Below are 20418 nucleotides of genomic sequence, written 5' to 3' on the forward strand. Positions count from 1 at the left end.
AAGATAAATTATTTTACTTAATTAGTAACCTTTCTCCTTTTGAATGACTACTAAACTCGGGAGCATACATGCTTTGAATTGTGGTAACTCCATTACTGAAGTTTCCTGCATTATTTACACGAACATCGTATTCAAAAACATATATTCCTTTAGGTAAACGATCGAAAAAGAAATTTGTTGCAGCATCTTTTGTACTTTCATAATAGCCCAAACCATCTTGCCATTTGTATTGAGACAGTACATTAATAGGTTCAACTCCGCTTGCTCTCATGTCTTTCATGTGTACAAATTCCATATCTCTATCAGAGCGAAGTTCAATTCTAACAGTAATTAAATCTCCCACATGTAACTGTGTGTGTGCTGTAACTTCTTGAAGTTGTTTACCCGTATTAGTATTTACTTTTTTAAATAGTTTTTTCTTTAATTGTAAAGGTGTTTTAGCAGAGGTAATTTTATCTAAATCTTCAAAATATTGCCAATACAATCCACCCCAAGCAATACCTTTTCCTTTTTTAGTAATACTCACCGTACTCATTTCTGGAGTTATTTCAGAACCGTTCCAAGAGGTTTTAAAATAGCCAGTACCAGCTTCAACCTTTGCATCTTCTAGTTTAGAAGGATTGATGGTTTTGCTTCCAATTTTCACATCTACCATATCAGTTACCGAAATCCAATCACTACCTTGCAATAGTAAAGCATATACAGCTTCGGTAGTTGCCTTGGTAGTTTTCCAACGATTGGTTTGCTTATTTTTTAGTAACCATATTTTTAGGTTGTCAATAGTTTGAGTGTCATCTTCAATTTCTGAAAAAGCTTCAATTAACAACGACTGTGTTTCAATAGGTGCTTGATGCCAGTACCAACTTGGTTGATTTTCTTTCCAGTACATTCCTAATTCATCAGAAGTAATACTATTTTCTTTTAAGGATTTTAAAATTTTATCAGCAATTGATGCTTCTCCATTTCTAAACTGTAGTAAGGCAATTTGTCCTTTTCCGTATAAACTAAATTCTTTCCAGTAAGTTGCTGTTTGATTTTTATAGTATTCAATAGCGGTTTTAGTTGTACTATTAACATCGATATCTTTATAAAAAGAACGCATGTATAAATACTGAATGATAAAGTAGTTTAGGTGGTTTTGTTCTAAATACTTAGTGTATTCTTTTTGTCCTTTTTCAGCTTTAATACGTTCAGCTTTCTCTAATAATTTTTTATATGTATGTTCAATTTCAGTATCTAAAAAGTGGATAGCATTCACAAGCATTTTTTTTGTAGAATCATCTATTTTGGTAATGCCTAATTTTTGTAAGTGACCAAAACCAATAGCAATATGATTGGTGATATAAGCATTTGGATAGTCGCCGCCTTTAAACCAAGGGAAACCTCCATTGTTTAATTGCATTTGCTGTAGTTTATGGATCGTGTTTTGTTGCTCGTTGTTCATTTTGTTTAAATCAAACAACAAAGCAATACGCTTCTTTTGTTCGGTTTCTGATTGTGCGTCGCGTAACCAAGGAGTTTCTTGAATAATCAACGATTTTAATTCTTGATTTTTTTCTAAGTTGCTCAACAAAGCATCAGAAGATTTCCAAGCATTAAAGACTTCTTGAATTCTTGGGTTTGAATTTGCAATATGACTCGCCAAAGTATTCGCATAATAACGAGCAAAAGTCTGCTCACTACATTCGTACGGATACTCCATTAAATACGGTAAAGCTTGTACTGCGTACCATGCAGGATTTGAAGTTACTTCTAATGTTAATTTATGGTGACTGAGCGTAGTCGAAGTCTGATTTTGTAGCTTATCTAGCGTAAATGTTTTAGTTTGATTTGAACGAACCCACATAGGTAAGGTTTCAGTAACCAACATTCTGTTAGATAAAACGGGTAATACATTTTGTTCTCCGTCAGAGAAATCTCCAGCTTTCGCAACAATTTTGTATTGAATTGCTTGATAGGTATCTGGAACAGACAAATTCCATGAAACATTGGTGTTCCCATTAGCATCAACACTGAAAGATTGATTTTTCGCAGAATTGTCCAACAGGTTAATTTCTTTCCCTGTAACAGCATCGGTTAATACAAGTTGTGCTGTACCTTGCAAGTTCTTATCAGAAATGTTTGCAATTTTAGTACTTAATGTAATTTGATCTCCTTCTCTTAAGAATCTAGGAGTATTAGGGATTACCATTAGTTCTTTTTGGGTAATGGTAGTTAATATCTTAGTAGTTGTTTGTAGTTCTTTTGTGTGTGCTAATAACTGCAATTTCCAACGTGTTAAAGCTTCAGGGGTTGTAAAACTAAAAGTAACATTTCCATCTTTATCGGTTTGTAAATGTGGATAGAAGAAAGCAGTTTCTTGTAGGTTTTTACGAATTTGTACTCCGTCTAAAGAAACTTTTTCTTGTTTAGGTTCTTTTTTAGCGTATCCCGTCATAACTGACTCATTTGCCAAATCAGCTTCTTGAGTATCTAAAAGTTCTTTCTCTTCAACAATCATTTCTACTTCTGGAGAAGGTTGCATTTTGGAGCTCATAGCCAATCCTCTTAAACGAATATTTCTATTCATTCCGAAGTAAAACCCAAACCAATTCAATTGGTCATATTGTTGAGTTTTAAAGGATGAAGGATAGTTATTATTAAAAACTCTGAATCGTTCATTACCAAAACTCTGATAAGCATTTGCGTTACCACTATAAGAGTAATATGTAGAGGTAGAGATAGGGTTAAAGCTCCAATTATGTGGTTTAAATTCATCTAAAGAAGCATCGTACATGCTTGCTAGTACTTCGGCCGCTACTTTATTGTTTTTATCGTTTTTAATGGTAAAACTCCATGTTTGTTGAGTTCCAGGTTGTAGTTTGTCTCTAAAAGTATTGGTTTCTATAGTAATAGTACTTTGTTCGTTTGGAACCGAAATAGGAATTATCCCACTTGCAAAACTATTATAATTTACAAAATAATATTTGATAACAAATCCATCAAGGTCATTTTTAGTAACTGGGACTTTTATTGTTTTAACTTTATCATTTAAATGAATAAGCTCAGTATTTATAACAGTGTGATTTTTTTCAACTTGAATAACTACAGTTATATCTTTTGAAGCAGAGCCAATTTGTAACTCTACAATATCGTTTGGTTTATAGTTTGTTTTATTAGTTTTGAAAAAGAACAATTGATTATCAATTACTTTTTTCTCAGTAGCATGAGTTACTGTAAAAAGAGCTTTATCGGTAACTTTTTGTCCGAATTCATCTTTAGTATCTAGAATAATAATGTATTTACCAGAAATCCATTTTTTATAGTTACTAAGCGTAATTTTTTTGGATTCTTTTGTGTCGAAGTTTTGTTCAAATACTAATTTCCCTTTTTTCCAATTTTTAGGATTTTGTTCTTCTGAAGTATAAGGATCATGAGGAAATAAGTTTCTAAACTCACTTTCGGAAATGTCTTGGTAATTTGGAGTATCCCAAGGTCTTTTACGTAATGGATTTTTAGGTGCTTGTAATTTATAGACTTTAATGTTTCCTTTAGCAGGAATAAACTCTCCATTTAAGTTTCTACTTGAAATTCCAATTGTTGTTTCCTTATCTGACTTATCTATTGTTGGAGGCACTTGTACATTGGCAAGTAGTGCATGATATCCAACTTTAACAATAGAGGTAGCTGAGCGAGTTTCTCCATTAACATCGGTTACATCAGCGGTAACTTCATATTCAAAAACAGGTAAGCTTTTTTTATCAACACTTTCATCAGGTAAAGCCTTGAATATAATTGAAAAGTTACCTTGTGTATCGGTTGTTAATTCACCGTGTGTAATTTCTTGTGCTTCTGAAGTAAACTGAGGTCTACGCCAATACCACCAAATAGGGTATTGTACTTTACGATGTACGCGATACACCACCTTAGCATCTGTAATATTTGAACCAGCAAAAGCTTTTGCAAATCCGTTTACTGTAATACTATCATTTAATTTATAGGTTTTAGTGATAGGGTTAAACTCGGTTTTAAACTTTGGACGTTTGTATTCTTCAACTGAAATACGGGTAATATAGTTTTCTTGTTTAAAATCAAAATCTACGTTGTTATAAAACTCACTTTTTTGTTTTTTACTTTTATCTATAGAAAACCAGTATTCACCTGTTAACCCTGTATTAGGTAATATAATTTCTCCTGAAGCTGAACCGTATTCGTTCAATTTTACATCAAGTGTTTTTACTGCTTCTCCATTAACATTATTCAACGTTATTTGTACAAACTCATTAGTAAAAGGTGTTGATTTGTCTTCTCTTTCTTGAATGAAGATAGCTTTGAAATGTACGGTTTGTCCTGGGCGATAAATACTTCTATCGGTAAAAATAAAAGGTCTTATGCTCGTATAATCATCATTTGTAGTAGCTTGTTCTTGATGTTTATTCAGGTAGTAATTACCAAAAACAGCGGCATCGTTTTTAGATGTAACTGTAACATATACATTACCATAATTAGCATCACTTTTAAAAGAAGCAAACCCGTTTTTGTCAGTTGTTAGTTTTTTATGAATCGTTTTTGCGTATCTACGTTGCTCATTTTGTAATAATAATTCAGCACTTTTAATTGGGTTTCCTGTATTTCTGTCAAGAACTTGGTAGGTTTTTATACCGTCATTATTGTTTTCTACTAAAACTAAATTTGTAGCTTGTGAATTAGCTGTAGCATATAAACTAGTAGCATTAAAAGTTGGGTTTTGATGTGCTACAATTAAATAGTTTCCTTGAACAAGTTTAGGAACTACTATTTCGGTAGTATGTACTAAATAATCTTTTTCGTTTCGTAAGTTACTATTCCACGAAGTCGCTTTTTGAAGTTTTTGAATAAAATTAAAACGCTCTTCCTTTTTGTAAATTTGTTGAAGTTCATCTAATTGTTTTCGATTAATTTTATAAGCAGAAAAGTATAGTTTATCAATGTTATTATAGGTAACTAATAATCTTGAATGGGTTTGAATTGGAACAAATTTTTCAGAAAGAAGACTAAGTGATGTGGCTGTGATTTGTTGTTGTAAAGCTTCACATTTTTCAGCAGCTAAACTTTTAGGAAATTGTTCAATAATTTTTTTGCAAATAGCAAGCGCTTGTCTGTTTTTAAATCGAAAATCTTTGTTTTTATTAGTATGATATGTGTTTGCTTGTTGCCTGTAAACTCTAGCGATTTCATAATCGTACAATCCACTAAACTCTTTGTTATTGTGATTATTTTCTGCGGAGTTTTTTAAAGTTCTTAGTAACAAGTTTTGTTTGTTGTTAAAAGTTGCATGTTGATCCACAAATTGTAATCGTTGAATATCAGCATCTACAAGGGCGTTAAGATTCTTGTTTTTTAAATGAAAGCTAATTAATTTTTGATAGATTTTTAAGGCATTAAACTGCAATGATAAATCATCTTTTGTAGTAAGGTTTAATGCAGAAAACTTATCAGCTTCACTTAAGTATAAAGCGTTATCAATTTTAAATTGATAAGTAGGTTTTGTAATGTTAGTTTCTGTGGTTTTATAAAACTCTAAGGCATTGTGCGCTAAAAAGTCAAATAGGGTAGGACGGTATTTTTTAGAGTCTTTTTCTGTTTGAATAATATCTTTAAAGGTATAAATATCAGTTTTTTGTAACTCATATTCATTTTCTAAAGAATTTTGATAGTGGCAATGAATTTCTGCAAACAGCGTATTTAAGTCCCATGTTCTAAAATCATTTCCATCTACTTTTTCTTGTGTTTGGGTACGATTGTAAAATTTCCATCTGTTTTGATTAAAATATTGCCAGTATAAGTTAGCTAATACATTTTCTAGCACATTTTTTGTCGGAAATTTACTTTTGTTAATCTGCTGTTTGAACTCATCAATAATCTTTAATTGTGCATTTTCTTCTAAAGTTAAAGAGTACTTACTTTTATAAAACAAAGATTTTATAATCTGAGGAGCATTGTTGCTTTTTTCAGCTTTATCGTAAATAGTATTTACTATTTTTAAAGCAGACTTAGGTAAGTTTTCTGCCTCAAACTTGTGAGCTTTTTCCCATAAATTATTATAGTTTTCTTGGGAATGTACTAAGGTTGAAAATAAAATCATTAGCAAAATGGAGGTTAATTTCTTCATAACATGTTGTTCGTTTATCTACACAAAATACTTAAAAATGGGAGATTATAACAAGGATAAACTTGTAAAACCTACATTTGAGTGAGTGTAAGTAGTTTTTCAGTGAGTTTCGATTTAAAGATACTTAAAATTCTCGCTTGGTTTTGTATTTTTGACGCTTATATCACAGATAACAGCACTATGAAAATTCACTTTATAGCTATTGGAGGTAGCGCAATGCATAACCTAGCAATCGCATTACAACAAAAAGGATACCAAATAACAGGGAGTGATGATACAATTCACGATCCATCAAAAACACGTTTAGCAAATAAAGGTTTGTTACCTAGTGAGTTTGGTTGGTTTCCAGAGAAAATAACTACTGATTTAGATGCTGTTATTTTAGGAATGCATGCAAAAAAAGATAACCCAGAGTTGTTGAAAGCACAGGAACTAGGAATGAAAATTTATTCGTACCCTGAGTTTTTATATGAACAATCTAAAGATAAAACTCGTGTGGTTATTGGTGGATCTCATGGAAAAACGACCATAACTTCAATGATTTTACATGTGTTAAATTATCATGATAGGGAAGTGGATTATATGGTGGGTGCACAGTTAGAAGGTTTTGATACCATGGTGCATTTAACTCAAGAAAATGAGTTTATTGTTTTGGAGGGTGATGAATACTTGAGTTCTCCAATAGATATGCGTCCGAAGTTTCATTTGTACAAACCAAATATTGCATTGTTAAGTGGAATTGCTTGGGATCATATTAATGTATTTCCAACATTTGAAAATTATGTTGAACAGTTTTCAACCTTTACTGATTCGTTGACGAATGGTGGAATAATGGTATATAATGAAGAAGATGAGGTGTTAAAAGAGGTTGTTGAAAATTCTAATCACCCGATAAAAAAATATCCTTATAAAACCCCTGATTATTTTATTGATAATGGAATTACTTATTTAGAAACACCTGAAGGTAATTTACCGTTAGAAATTTTTGGAGAGCATAATTTACAAAACTTGGCAGGAGCAAAATGGATTTGCCAACACATGGGAATTGATGAGGATGAGTTTTATGAAGCAATTGCTAGTTTTAAAGGGGCTAGTAAGCGATTAGAAAAGATTGCTGAAAGTTCCTTAACAGTTGTGTTTAAGGATTTTGCACATTCACCATCTAAAGTAGCAGCGACTACAGCAGCGGTTAAAGACCAGTATTTGAATAGAACTTTGTTAGCATGTTTAGAACTTCATACTTATTCAAGTCTAAACGCTGAGTTTTTATCAGAATACAAAGGAGCTTTAAATAAAGCTGATAAAGCAGTGGTGTTTTATTCTCCACATGCTGTGAAAATTAAACAACTTGAAGAAGTTTCATCAGTACAAATAGCTAGAGCTTTTGAACGTGATGATTTGATTATTTATACAAAACCACAAGAATTTAAAGAGTTTTTATTTAGTCAAAACCTTGAAAATACTGCTTTGTTGTTGATGAGCTCAGGGAACTACGGAGGTTTAGATTTTGATGAGGTCAAAGCTTTGGTTGATTAAAAAATATATCAAATAAATACTTTCTGTACTTTTTTAAGTAAAAAGATTTTAAAATAACAGAAAAGCGGTGTTTGTATAAAAAGTATAGCTCCCATTTTTTTTTGTTATCAGCACTTTTTTTAGGGTTATTCATAAAGAAAAGTACTTTATTGATGTACCTCTTTGTCTTATGTGTTTTTGTATATTCTAGTGATTGAGGAGAATTAAGAATATAACTAGTAGTAGCAAGGAAGTTTTTTAAATGGTCAGATTCAGGATGGTAAAAGTTGTTTAAAACTGTTTTTATCGAAGCTTTTTTGGATAACATATAGATGTCATAAGAGTTTCTTAAAGCAATTGATTTGAACCATTGACCTTTGTCGTTAATTTGTTTATTAAAAGAAGTTAAAAGAACTTGATTTTCATACGAAAGAACATTAGTGTTATTAGTTAGTCTTTTTAAACTATTTTTAATAAAATTATAATCAAACCCTTTTTCATTTGTAATCATTTTATAATGTACTTCGACCGCAGCAATTTTTCCTTCTTTAGTTATTTTAGGGTAATGTCTATTTAAGACGGTATTATCTATGTAGTTAGAAGTTTTCTCTTTATATCCGTTTTCTTTGAGAATATTAACAGTAAGGTTAAACAGTTCAGGCTTGACCAAAAAATCAATATCACCTACCATGCGTTCGGCAATATCTTGGTATAATCCTTCAAGTAAATTACCTGTTCCTTTTAAAAAGATAGGAGTGATGTTGTTTGAAACCAAAAGCTTATTAATTTCTTTAGCTTCTGTTATAATACTTTTATTACGTTCTCTGTTGAGGTTAGTAATATGTTGCATATATTCTACTAAATTAGTAGGGAGGTAATGTAAAAAATTAGCACGGTTTAAATTACAATACAATGCAGGAAAAACATAATGGGCAGTACTTACCTTAACAACAGCATCCCAATCAACCGTGTTGGCTTTTATTTTTTCTTCAATCATTTTGCGATTATCTCTTTCATGAGTGATTGTTAAACACTTTGCAACAAATAATAGGGTTTCTTTATAATTCATCAGCAAATATTTTTTTTACAGTTTCAATCATTTTTTCATTATCAGAATAGGTTAATTGGTAGCATGGTAATTTTTCAAACCAATCTAAAAAAAGTTTAGCATTTTGAGGAATTGGAGACAACCACGAATCTGGAACTAATTGTTCAAAAGCTGTAATACTTGAAATTTTATTAATAATTAGATTGCTGCCTTTTTGATACTTGATGAATATTAAAGCTTTGCAAGGTAGTTTTAAAGAATAATCGTGATTATTTGTAGGTAGATAACGAACTGTTTTATTTAGTCTTTCAAAATGATATTCAGCAGACGTTTTTAACTCAGGATACATTGGAAGTAAGGTGTCGAGACTATTTTTCTTGATAGATATAGCAGCAGGAAAGCTGTGCACATTTAAATTATTGTCTACAGGTACAAAATCATCAGCTAAACAAATAAAACCATTATTTTGCAATAATGCCAGAGAAGTACTTTTCCCATTACCAGAATCACCTAAAAATAAAACAGAATTACTATTGTCACTAACAGCTGAAGCATGAAAAACACCTGTCCATTTATCTTCTTTTTTGTTATGGATTTTTTGCACTAGTTCCATAGAGAATTTACCTTGGAAATAATGTATTTCTCTTAAGTTCCAAGTGTCAATAATAACATCATCCACAGAAAAAGAAATAGCATTATGATTGCTAAAAACTTCAAATTTATGATTGATATTCTTGGTTCTTTCAATTTCTAAATGGGCAAATTTGGGATGAATTAAAGAACTTTCTAAGTCAGAAGCATATTTTACCTCTAAAATCAAACCTTTAATTTTATAATGTTTTATTGAGGCAAATGAAGTTGGTTTAATTACAGGAAGAGGTTTGTTTTCCTTGTTAGCTTCTTTCGAGGTATTGAGTAAAACCTCAATATCTTGAACTAAATTGAATGTTTCTTTATAAGGGATGTTAAGTTGCTTAGTTATTTGGGTAATTATTTCTTGTTTATCAACATTTTGATTTAAAAGAAAGAGTGTTTCAGCTACAAGTGGTTCTACAACAAGATATTCATTATTGTCTTGAAACCAAACGATACTTTTATTTTCTATATCTTGTTTAATTATTTTATTCATCATGATTGACTAAAAGTAAAAAACCTCGATAAAACTATCGAGGTTTTTAAATGATTTTTTTTAAGATTAAAATCCACTTCCAGGATCGTCTGGGGCGCTTTGTGCTTGCGCTTTTTGAGGATTTAAAATCATATAAGTTCCTAAGGCCGTTAAAGCAGCGTATTTACTATAGCTTCCTATTTTTTTTAAGGCCTCTTTACGATTAATATCTTTAGAATTTGTATCAGTCTTTTTTATGTTTTTCTTCATAATTGCTCGATTTTTATAGCTTACTTATTTTAAAATTACTTTTTTAGAAATTTCTCCTAAATCAGAATTTAACTTTACAATGTATACACCAGTAGATATATTAGGAAGGCTTATTTTGCTTACTCCGTTAGAGGTTATGTTTTTGTTTAAAATTTCTTTCCCTAAAATTGAGTAAACTGCTACATTGGCTTTAGTTTGTAATCCTATAATGGTTATTTCATTATTAGAAGAACTATAAATACTAATATTATCTATAGAAGGTTGAATAATTGATGTTGGTTTTTCTGAACTTGTATGTAAATAGAATTGCCCGATACTATTTGAATCTTTGTTAAGAGTAGTAGTATAATTTTCCTCAGATAAATTAGTAAAAACGTTATTTATTCTATCTTCTAAATATACTTTAAGATTTGCTGGTATATTTTTAGTATTGATTGAAAAAGTTACCTCTTCACCATTTAATGCTCTTAAACCAACAGGAACTACCATATTTTCATAATCATTATCAGGTAACGTTTGAATAGCTAATTGTTTTCCTTGATTGTTAGTTAGTAACTCAGTAAAAACAGCTAAACCAGAAGTATCTTCTCCAAACATTTTTGAATCATAACTTTTGTCGTAACCCGTAGTTTTTCCTGAAGCATAAAAGACTTTTGTAGATCTCTTAATATCGCTATTATTAACAGATAATTCAATTGAAGGAATAGGTTCTTGCCTCATGAATGTATCTGAATTTTGATGACTTTGGTTAGAGAAAGCAAAGATAACATTGCTACTTGCTGCAGCTTCTACAAAGAATCCTTGACCTGGAGCAATTTCTATGTCTTCAATTGCATTCTTAGTTATATATTGTGAACCATTCCATAGCCAAATAGTTTCCTCAGTAAGTATAACTGTATTCGCAGCTGCAAAATTAGCAGAGTTAATATAAGATGTATATGGGTTTCCTATAAGGTTATAGTTTGTTCTACTACCTGTTGTGATTCCTTTGCTAACGTTAGAAGTGTTTATTGTTCCAGTAATTGAAACATCTCCAGGGGAAGCTAATTTAATAGAAACACCTGTTCCACTAGTCACTGTTCCTGTACTACTAGTTTGAGCATATAACCATGCAGGCCCAGTAATATTGCTATAAGGAGCCAACCCTAAATTACCACCAGTTCCAGAAGCTAATGTATGGTTAGCAATAACATCTTGAATAGTTTCTCCTACAACAGGAGGTGATACCAAGTACCAGTTTGTAGTTGGTAAACTTCTTTTATAAGTTACCGTACCAGTAACAGTACTTTGCGGTATAAAAGATGCACCATTGTTAATAGTTAACGAATTAAACGTAACTGCTGAAGAAGCCGTTGGATAGTTTGTTAAACCAGAAGGAATTACAATATCTGCATTGGTTGAAGGAACTGCATTGTAGTTCCAGTTTGAGGCTGTGTTCCAATCATTGTCTGTAGCTCCTGTCCAAGTATAAGTTCCTGTGATAGTTACACTAACGTTAGATGAGTTAGGGCATGTCCCTGCTGTTGTATAGGTCACAGTATATGTGTTTGGAATTGATGTCGATACATCTATAGCTCCAGTAGAAGCATTAATACTCAATCCTGCAGTAGAAGAAAAAGTTCCTCCACCTAAACCTGTAATAGTAGGAGTAGGATCACTATCTGTAGAGGTATATGATGCAGCATTGTAGTTAAAAGAAGCATCGTCCAGAGCATTGATAGCTACAAATATGTTAGATGAGTTAGGGCATGTCCCTGACGTGGTATAGGTTACAATGTATGAATTTGGAGTAGAAGCAGATACATCTATTGTCCCTGTACTAGTATTGATACTCAATCCAACAGAAGGAGTAGAAGAAAAAGTTCCTCCAGCTAAACCAGTGATAGTAGGTGTTGGATCAGCATCATTCACACAGTAATTAATAGCACCATAGCTAAAAGAAGTATCGTCTATATCATTAATAGTAACACTTACATTAGATGAATTAGGACACGCTCCCGCTGTAGTATATGTTACAGTATATGTGTTAGGATTAGAAGCCGATACATCTATTACTCCTGTACTAGCATTGATAGTTAATCCAAGAGTAGAAGAAAAAGTTCCTCCAGTTAAACCAGTAATAGTAGGTGTTGGGTCAGTATCACTTACACAGTAGCTAGCAGCACTATAGCTAAAAGAAGCATCGTCTGAAGCATTAATAGTAACACTTACATTTGATGAATTAGGACATGTTCCTGCAGTTGTGTAAGTTACAATATATGAATTTGGGGTAGAAGCCGATACATCTATTGCTCCTGTACTAGCATTGATACTTAATCCTGCAGTAGAAGAAAAAGTTCCTCCACCTAAACCTGTAATAGTAGGTGTTGGGTCAACATCACTTACACAGTAGCTAGCAGCACTATAACTAAAAGAAGCATCGTCTAAAGCATTGATAGTTACAATTACATTTGATGAGTTAGGACATGTTCCTGTAGTTGTATAAGTTACAATATATGAATTTGGAGTAGAAGCCGATACATCTATAGTTCCATTAGAAGCATTGATGCTCAATCCTGCAGTAGAAGAAAAAGTTCCTCCTGTTGTACCTGTGATAGTAGGTGTTGGGTCAGCGTCATTCACACAGTAGCTAGCAGTACTATAGTTAAAAGAAGCATCGTCTACAGCATTAATAGTAACACTTACATTAGATGAATTAGGACATGTTCCTGCTGTAGTATATGTTACAGTATATATGCCAGGGGTAGAAGCCGATACATCTATAGTTCCATTAGAAGCATTGATGCTCAATCCTGCAGTAGAAGAAAAAGTTCCTCCTGTTGTACCAGTGATAGTAGGTGTTGGGTCAGCATCATTGGCACAATAGCTAGCAGCACCATAATTAAAAGAAGCATCGTCTAGTGCTTGTGGTGTAATGGTAACAGTACCACAAGAACCAGGAGTTACACATCCTCCTTCTCCTCTCACAAAATAGGTTGTTGAAGATGATATTGTTCCTGGAATTGCGAAAGTCCCTGTAGTTGTTGTACCAATTTGTGTTCCACCACAGGAGCCTGTATAAATATGCCATGCAGTAGCATCATTTAATGCACCTGAAATATTTAGCGAAGCTGTTCCTCCTGTACATACAGTAGCTGGTGTACTTGTTACTGTAGGTACATCTGGGGCAGTACATGCAGCAGCAAGTGTAATATCATCCAACCCAAACGATTCAACAGATTGAGAAGTAGTGATTATAAAAGAGGTGACATTAGTCCAGTTTAAATTAACTGTCACTCCAGCATTATGAGGAACAAATTCATCCACAGGAGAATTACTTCCTCCAGTTGGTGTAAAAGTCCATGTAGACCCAGTGGTGGCGTCAGCGTCAAGAGCAAATACAGTTGCTATATCTACAGCTTGGTTAAAAGACACAGTCATTGATGCATCTACGTTTGCAGAAGGAGGAGCAATAATATTACCTGATGATCCATTATAACCAGCACCATCTACATAAGTAATGTCTCCTGATGAAGCAGTAACCGTAACAATTATACCACTAACTGTTTGGGTAACATTAGGACCATTATCAACTGCTGTTTCCCAGTCAAAAACTGTTTGGGCACGTAATTGTTGAGAAGAAAAACATAGAATGAATCCGATCAATAAAAAAGTAATTTTTTTCATAATAAAAATATGATTAAAGTTTAATTGTTGTTCACACAACCGAGGGACAGTTAATATATAAAACACACATCATTTATAATTAATGTTTTATAGAAAATAAGGCAGTCCAAATTTGGACTGCCTTATTTTCTATTTAATTTCTTGATGGGAATATTCCTACTAAAGCAATCACAAAGTTTATTGCTAAATAGGGTTGCATATTATTATGAGCTAGGTTTCCACCATTGTTCAATATAGTAGGTGGGGTTATGTTTTGACCATTTACAGTATTGGTAGGAGGACCAAAACTTTTAACCTTTTGAGCTGATACTCCAGAAGGAAAATTAGATACAGCAGGTACATCACCTGCAGCTGGAGTTTCGTTAGCAGCATTGTCAGTACTAAGCTCTAAGTGACTTGAGCTAGTTTGTACAGGGTGATTGTGGCTAGGCATCTCAGTAATATTTAGGGTGTGTGTTTGTTGACCACCCCTTTGTCCTAATGGTCTAGGAGAAAGTCCTGGTCCAACACTACCGCCACCTGAGTTAATTGGAACTCTTCCTCGTAAATCTGGTAAAGCGAAAGTTGTTCTTCCGTCCCCACCATAGGTGGTACCTAAAATTGAAAATAAAGCTGAATTTTGAGAAATAGCAAGTAGTTGTCCGTTACAAAAAGCCCAGCCTCTAGGGGCGAAATTTCCTCCGAACATTGTAATTTCTCCTATTGTAGGATCTGAAAGACTCATAATAGTTTAGTTTTTAAAGTTAAAATTATGTAGACAAGTTAATGAAAAATTAACATACTTTTAATTTGTCTAAAGTTTTGTTTATGTAATACCAAACCTACAAACAAACTAAGCTAAACTTTTATTCCATTGTTTAAACGTATTTTATTAAGATGTAAGCGTATGCTTTTGTGGCATATCTGTTAATGGGGTAAGCTTAGTTTTTTCTCCAGAAGAAAGGAGTCAACAAAATTAACACGGTAAATAGCTCTAGACGACCAATTAACATTAAAAAAGAACAAAACCATTTTGCGCCTGCTGATAAATGATTAAAATTATCCACAGGGCTAACGCTACCTATGGCAGGTCCGATATTGCCTAATGAGGAAGCACATGCTCCTAAAGCAGACTTTATATCCAAACCTAAAAGAGCTAAAACAACGGTACCTATTATAAAAATTAACATATACAACACAAAAAAGGAGAGTATATTAAATATAATAGTTTGTTTTACTGCTTTACCATCATAACGAACAGGTATTATTGCATTTGGGTGTAACGATTTTTTAAACTCTAAAAAGCTGTTTTTTAACATGATAATATGACGAACAACTTTTACACCTCCTGCTGTAGATCCTGCCGATCCTCCTAAGAAAAATAAGGAGAAAAATATAGCAGTAACAAAAAAGCTCCACATTGTAAAATCAGCAGTAACAAAACCTGTTGTGGTTACTACAGAAATTACAGAGAATAATGAATGTCTTATAGCACTCTCTACTTCACCCCATACTTTAGGATGTGCTATACTACTTTGTAAGTTTGGGTCTTGGAAAAAGATAATCATTAAAGCAACAATGGTCGATATTCCAATAATTACGAAGAAATAGTATTTAAATTCTTCACTTTGTATCACTTTTCTAACTTTTCCTTTTAAAGCAAAATAAGTAAGAACAAAATTGGTTCCTGCAATAAACATGAAGAAAATGATTATATATTGAATCAATGGAGTTCCATTCCAGTGGGCTACACTTGCATTTTTAGTAGAAAATCCACCTGTGCTTACGGTTGCCATAGCATGATTAATAGCATCAAACCAAGTCATTCCAGCCACTTTTAGTAGTAAAAATTCAACAGCGGTTAATAATACATAAATTAACCATAATCGTTTTGCTGTATCAGTAATTCTTGGATGTAGTTTATCTGCTGAAGGCCCAGGAGCTTCAGCCATAAAAAGCTGCATTCCTCCAATACCTAATAAAGGTAAAATAGCAATAGTAAGTACAATAATTCCCATACCTCCAATCCAGTGGGTACAACTACGCCAAAACAAAATCCCTTTTGGCATGGACTCAATATCAGTTAAAATAGATGACCCTGTGGTTGAATATCCTGAAATTGTTTCAAAAAAAGCATTGGTAATATTAGGAATACTTTCTGTAAGTAAATAAGGAAGCATTCCTGTAAATGATAAGGTAAGCCAACCTAAAGTAACAATAAGGTAGCCTTCTTTTTTATGGATGTTTTTATTGTCAGGCTTATTAAAAAAAAACAATAAAGAACCTATAGCTATGGTTATGATTCCAGCATTTAGAATTCCAAGTTTGGCGGATTCATCGTAATAAAAACTTATGGGTAAAGTAAGCCACATAAATAAACCATTAAGGATGGCTGTAACTCCTAAAAAGCGATAGACTAATTTAAGATTAAGACTTTCCATTATTTGAATAAATCTTCTACAATATTTATAGCTTCGGGTAAACAAAAAACAATGGCTTTGTCACCGCTTTGCATTTGAAAATCACCAAAAGACATTAATGCTTCTCCGTTTCTAATTACCCCACCAATAATAGCTTCTCTAGGAAAACGTAATTCTCTAATTATTTTTTGGGTTACTTTAGCACCAGGATGTACTTCAAACTCAAAAACCTCAGCATCAACATTATGCAGATTGGCTAAAGCTACAATTTCTCCTTTTCTAATATGGCGGAAAATGTTACTTGCAGCAATTAACTTTTTATTAATTAGAGTATCGATACCAATAGTTTGAGAAATATTGATATAATCCATATTTTCTACTAAAGCAACTGTTTTTTTTACACCTTTAGATTTTGCTACTAAACAAGACATGATGTTTGTTTCAGAATCTCCAGTAACAGCTACAAAAGCATCCATTTCTCTAATACTTTCTTCTTCTAACAATTCTAAATCCCTACCATCACCATATATTACTAAGGTATTACGAAGGTCTTCAGCAAGTTGTAAGGCTTTGTCTTTATCTTTTTCAATCAACTTCACTTTAAAGTTGTCTTTACAAAGTTTTCTAGCTGTTTTTCTTCCAACACGGCTTCCTCCTAAAATCATCACGTTTGTAATGTCGATATATTCTTTTCCGATGATAGGATATAGTTTGTCAATACTATATTTAGGTACAGAGAAATATACTTGATCGTTTATTTTGTACTCAGTATCTCCACGAGGAATAATTGTTTGGGAAGTTCCTTCACGTTTTATAGCAATAGTAATAAAATCTACTAAGCAATATTTTTCTTTAGTTTCTTTAACTGTAAGATCAAGAATAGGAGATTTATACCCAAGTGTTGTCCCCATGATATTAAAAACTCCGTTTTCAAAGGCTACCGTATCATTAAAAGAAGATTGATTAAGTAGAGATTTAATTTCTTCAGCAGCTAATTCTTCTGGAGAAATCATAAAATCTACTCCGTAATCTTTAAAATTGATACAAGGGTTGTTTAAAAATTCAGGATTACTAATTCTAGCAATTGTTTTTTTTACTCCTAATGCTTTACCTATTACAGAAATAGTAAAGTTTGTATTAGGACTTTCAGTTACTGCTAACAGTAAGTCTGCAGAGTTAATACCTATTTCTTTCAATAGTTTTATAGAGGTAGCATCTCCTTTTTTGGTAATAACATCTAAATGATTGTTTAGATATTCTAATTTTTCACCATCAAAATCGACTACGTATGTGTCTTGTGCTTCGTAAGAAAGGAGTTTAGCCAAATGAAAACCTACGTCTCCAGCCCCGGCTATAATAATCTTCATATTAAAAATTAAAAAAGATAAGAGACAAAGATACTGTGCTTCTTTTGGTTGTGCAAAAAATGAATTATATTTATAAATCTATAAGAAAAAGTAATTAACATTCATGGTTAAATAACTGGATTAACATATTGAGTTGTAATGTAAGGCTGTGAAAAAAGGAAAAAACATGAATAAGATTTCTATTAAATCGTGGGCATTAGATGATAGGCCAAGGGAAAAACTAATGTCTAAAGGAAAAACAGTATTATCAGATGCAGAGCTGATTGCTATTTTGATAGGTTCAGGTAACAGAGAGGAAAGTGCTGTAGCTTTGGCTAAAAGAATATTGTTAACGGTAAATAATGACTTAAATGCATTAGCAAAACTATCGGTAGAAGAATTGATGAAATTTAAAGGAATAGGAGAGGCAAAAGCAATATCTATAGTAACTGCTTTGGAGTTTGGAAAAAGAAAACAATTTGAGGAAAGAGCAAGCATATCTAAAATAAGCAGCTCTATTGATGTAGTAAAAATTATGCAACCACTTATAGGGGACTTGTATTATGAAGAATTTTGGGTGTTGTACCTTAATAATTCAAATAAAGTGTTAGCAAAACACCAATTAAGTAAAGGAGGTTTTACAGCTACTTTAGTAGATATACGATTACTGTACAAAAGGGCGTTAGAACTTTCTGCAATAGGTGTAATTGTTTGTCATAACCATCCTTCAGAAAAACTATCACCGAGTAAATCAGATATTGAAATAACAGAGAAAATTAAACAAGCAGGTATTACTTTAGATATTAAATTGCTAGATCACCTAATAGTTACTGAAAAAGCTTATTTTAGCTTTGCAGATGAAGGAATTTTATAGTCGTTTTACAACGATTACTAGTTACTATTTATGATACTTATTTATACCCATAAAGTTACTCCTAGAGTACGTTATATTTTCAAACATATTTTTACTCGTATTTTACAAGTTCAAATTGATTTTACAGGTAAAGTAGAAGAGTTTGTGGCTTACAATGGACCTAAGTTTTCATACACAAATGTGCCTTTAGGAAAAGAATTTTTCGTTCAGAGCAATGAACTACTTTTTCAGCAAGGTATAAAGGATGTAGAAATAATAATTCAAAATTGGGATGAAATTCCCTGTTTCTTTCCAACTGTTGAAGCTTCTGAAATTCCGTTTGATATTTTTGCTGCTAGCTTTTTCTTAATTTCAAGATATGAAGAATATTTACCACATATAAAAGATAAGCATGGACGATTTACAGCTAGTGAAAGTATAGCCCACCAAAATGGATTTTTAGAAAAACCTATGGTAGATATTTGGGCATATAAGTTTTTGGAGACCTTAAAACAAAAATTCCCAGACTTTGAACATATAACAAGAGAATATCAATATATTTCTACAATAGATGTTGATAATGCTTATGCATATAAGCATAAGAGTTTTATAAGAACTATTGGAGGATTTTTAAAAGATGTTTCTCAATTTAAGGTTTTTACAATTTGGGATCGATTTACAGTATTTTTCAATCTTAAAAAAGATCCTTTTAATACATTTCAAAAAATTATTGAGTTAAAGAAAACTCACAATGTAAGAACCATATTTTTCTTTTTAATAGGCGACTATACTACATTTGATACGAATGTGTCAGCCTCAAAAAGAAAATTCAAATTATTAATAAAAGATATGGTTGATTATGCTCGCGTAGGGTTACATCCGTCATATTACACAATGAATGATTCTGTAATGTTAAAAAAAGAAAAAGAACGTTTAGAAGCGATAACTAATATACCTGTTAAACGTTCAAGACAACATTACTTACGAGTATCTTTGCCAGAAACGTATCAACAGTTAATAGATTTAGAGATAGATGAAGATTACTCAATGGGATATGCAACACATGTAGGGTTTCGAGCAAGTACTTGTACTCCATTTTATTTTTACGATTTAGATTTTGAAATTCAAACACCTTTAAAAATATTTCCGTTCGCATTGATGGATACGACATTAAATGATTATATGAAGTTAACACCAAAACAGTCGTTAGGAAAAATTAGAGATTTAAAGAATGAAGTAAAGGCAGTAAATGGTACTTTTATTACAGTATTTCATAATGAAAGCTTGAGTAACTATTTAAGATGGAGAGGGTGGAGTAGGTTGTATAATTCAATGCTTAAAATAGTAGGAAATGTTTAAAGAAGAAATGGAAATAAAACATTTATTTTTTGATTTAGATCATACATTATGGGATTTTGATAGAAATTCAAAACTTACTTTTCAACAAATTTTTGAAGAACAAAAAATAACCATCCCAATACATAGTTTTTTAGAAGTGTATATACCTATAAATTTAAAATATTGGAGGCTATATAGAGAAGATAAGGTAGAAAAAACAGCATTAAGATATTATCGCTTAAAAGAAACTTTTGATAATCTAGAATACGAGATTTCTGATGATTCAATAAATCAAATGTCTAAAGACTATATTGGATACTTACCAAATTTCAATTATTTGTTTGATAATGCGATAGAGGTGTTAGAGTATTTAGAAAGTAAATATCATTTACACATTATTACAAATGGCTTTGAAGAAGTACAAAAATTAAAACTGAAGAAATCGGGAATTCATAGCTTTTTTAAACAGATAATTACATCTGAGTGTGTTGGAGTTAAGAAACCAAATCCTAAGGTTTTTGAATTTGCGTTAGAAAAGGCAGGAGCAAAGGCAGTTGAATCTGTTATGATAGGAGATAGTTATGAAGCAGATATTATAGGGGCAATAAATTCAGGAATGAGAGCAATTCATTTTTCAGAAGAAGTAAATAACAAAGAAGTTCAACAAGTAACTTCATTAATAGATTTGAAAAAATATTTATAAGTTTATAAAAACAACTATATTTAATAAACACAACAAAAACTA

General features: G+C 31.9%; 12 protein-coding genes. 4 read left to right on the top strand and 8 right to left on the bottom strand.

Going from position 1 to position 20418, the window contains the following annotated elements; translation table 11 throughout:
- Positions 1-13 precede the first annotated feature (13 nt).
- Complete coding sequence (locus C7448_RS05640) at positions 14-6130, bottom strand: alpha-2-macroglobulin family protein (protein ID WP_115900400.1); 6117 nt, start codon at positions 6128-6130, stop codon at positions 14-16.
- A gap of 180 nt (positions 6131-6310) precedes the next feature.
- Here C7448_RS05640 and C7448_RS05645 point away from each other — a divergent pair, with 180 nt between their 5' ends.
- A complete protein-coding gene (locus C7448_RS05645; protein ID WP_115900401.1) occupies positions 6311-7666 on the top strand; it encodes a UDP-N-acetylmuramate--L-alanine ligase in 1356 nt (451 codons plus the stop codon).
- Here C7448_RS05645 and C7448_RS05650 read toward each other — a convergent pair.
- From C7448_RS05650 to trkA, 7 genes are all read right to left on the bottom strand, one after another.
- On the bottom strand, positions 7647-8714 hold the full coding sequence (locus C7448_RS05650; RefSeq protein WP_115900402.1) for a nucleotidyltransferase domain-containing protein: 1068 nt from the start codon (positions 8712-8714) through the stop codon (positions 7647-7649). The genes C7448_RS05645 and C7448_RS05650 overlap by 20 nt on opposite strands.
- A complete protein-coding gene (locus tag C7448_RS05655; RefSeq protein WP_245939437.1) occupies positions 8704-9825 on the bottom strand; it encodes a phosphoenolpyruvate carboxykinase (ATP) in 1122 nt (373 codons plus the stop codon). The genes C7448_RS05650 and C7448_RS05655 overlap by 11 nt, the downstream gene beginning before the upstream one ends.
- 63 nt (positions 9826-9888) lie before the next feature.
- A complete protein-coding gene (locus C7448_RS05660; protein ID WP_115900404.1) occupies positions 9889-10071 on the bottom strand; it encodes a hypothetical protein in 183 nt (60 codons plus the stop codon).
- A 24-nt stretch (positions 10072-10095) separates the two neighbouring features.
- On the bottom strand, positions 10096-13737 hold the full coding sequence (locus tag C7448_RS05665) for a beta strand repeat-containing protein (RefSeq protein ID WP_115900405.1): 3642 nt from the start codon (positions 13735-13737) through the stop codon (positions 10096-10098).
- A 133-nt stretch (positions 13738-13870) separates the two neighbouring features.
- Positions 13871-14461, bottom strand: coding sequence for a phage tail protein (locus tag C7448_RS05670; RefSeq protein ID WP_115900406.1), 591 nt, complete (start codon positions 14459-14461; stop codon positions 13871-13873).
- A 196-nt stretch (positions 14462-14657) separates the two neighbouring features.
- The gene (locus C7448_RS05675; protein WP_115900407.1) at positions 14658-16157 is read right to left on the bottom strand and encodes a TrkH family potassium uptake protein; all 1500 of its coding nucleotides are present in this window, start codon (positions 16155-16157) and stop codon (positions 14658-14660) included.
- Positions 16157-17503: a Trk system potassium transporter TrkA gene (trkA, locus tag C7448_RS05680; protein ID WP_115900408.1), complete on the bottom strand. Its 1347-nt coding sequence runs from the start codon at positions 17501-17503 to the stop codon at positions 16157-16159. Before trkA ends, C7448_RS05675 begins: the two co-directional genes overlap by 1 nt.
- Positions 17504-17669: 166 nt before the next feature.
- On the opposite strand from trkA, the gene radC reads away from it, so the two are divergent.
- Genes radC through C7448_RS05695 form a run of 3 tightly spaced genes read left to right on the top strand, consistent with a single transcriptional unit; the run spans position 17670 to position 20376 of the window.
- On the top strand, positions 17670-18356 hold the full coding sequence (gene radC, locus C7448_RS05685; RefSeq protein WP_115900409.1) for a RadC family protein: 687 nt from the start codon (positions 17670-17672) through the stop codon (positions 18354-18356).
- Between the two features lie 30 nt (positions 18357-18386).
- Positions 18387-19694, top strand: coding sequence for a polysaccharide deacetylase family protein (locus C7448_RS05690; protein ID WP_115900410.1), 1308 nt, complete (start codon positions 18387-18389; stop codon positions 19692-19694).
- Positions 19687-20376: a YjjG family noncanonical pyrimidine nucleotidase gene (locus C7448_RS05695; protein ID WP_115900411.1), complete on the top strand. Its 690-nt coding sequence runs from the start codon at positions 19687-19689 to the stop codon at positions 20374-20376. The genes C7448_RS05690 and C7448_RS05695 overlap by 8 nt, the downstream gene beginning before the upstream one ends.
- Positions 20377-20418 lie beyond the last annotated feature (42 nt).

The sequence above is a fragment of the Tenacibaculum gallaicum genome, assembly GCF_003387615.1.
Taxonomy (GTDB): domain Bacteria; phylum Bacteroidota; class Bacteroidia; order Flavobacteriales; family Flavobacteriaceae; genus Polaribacter; species Polaribacter gallaicus.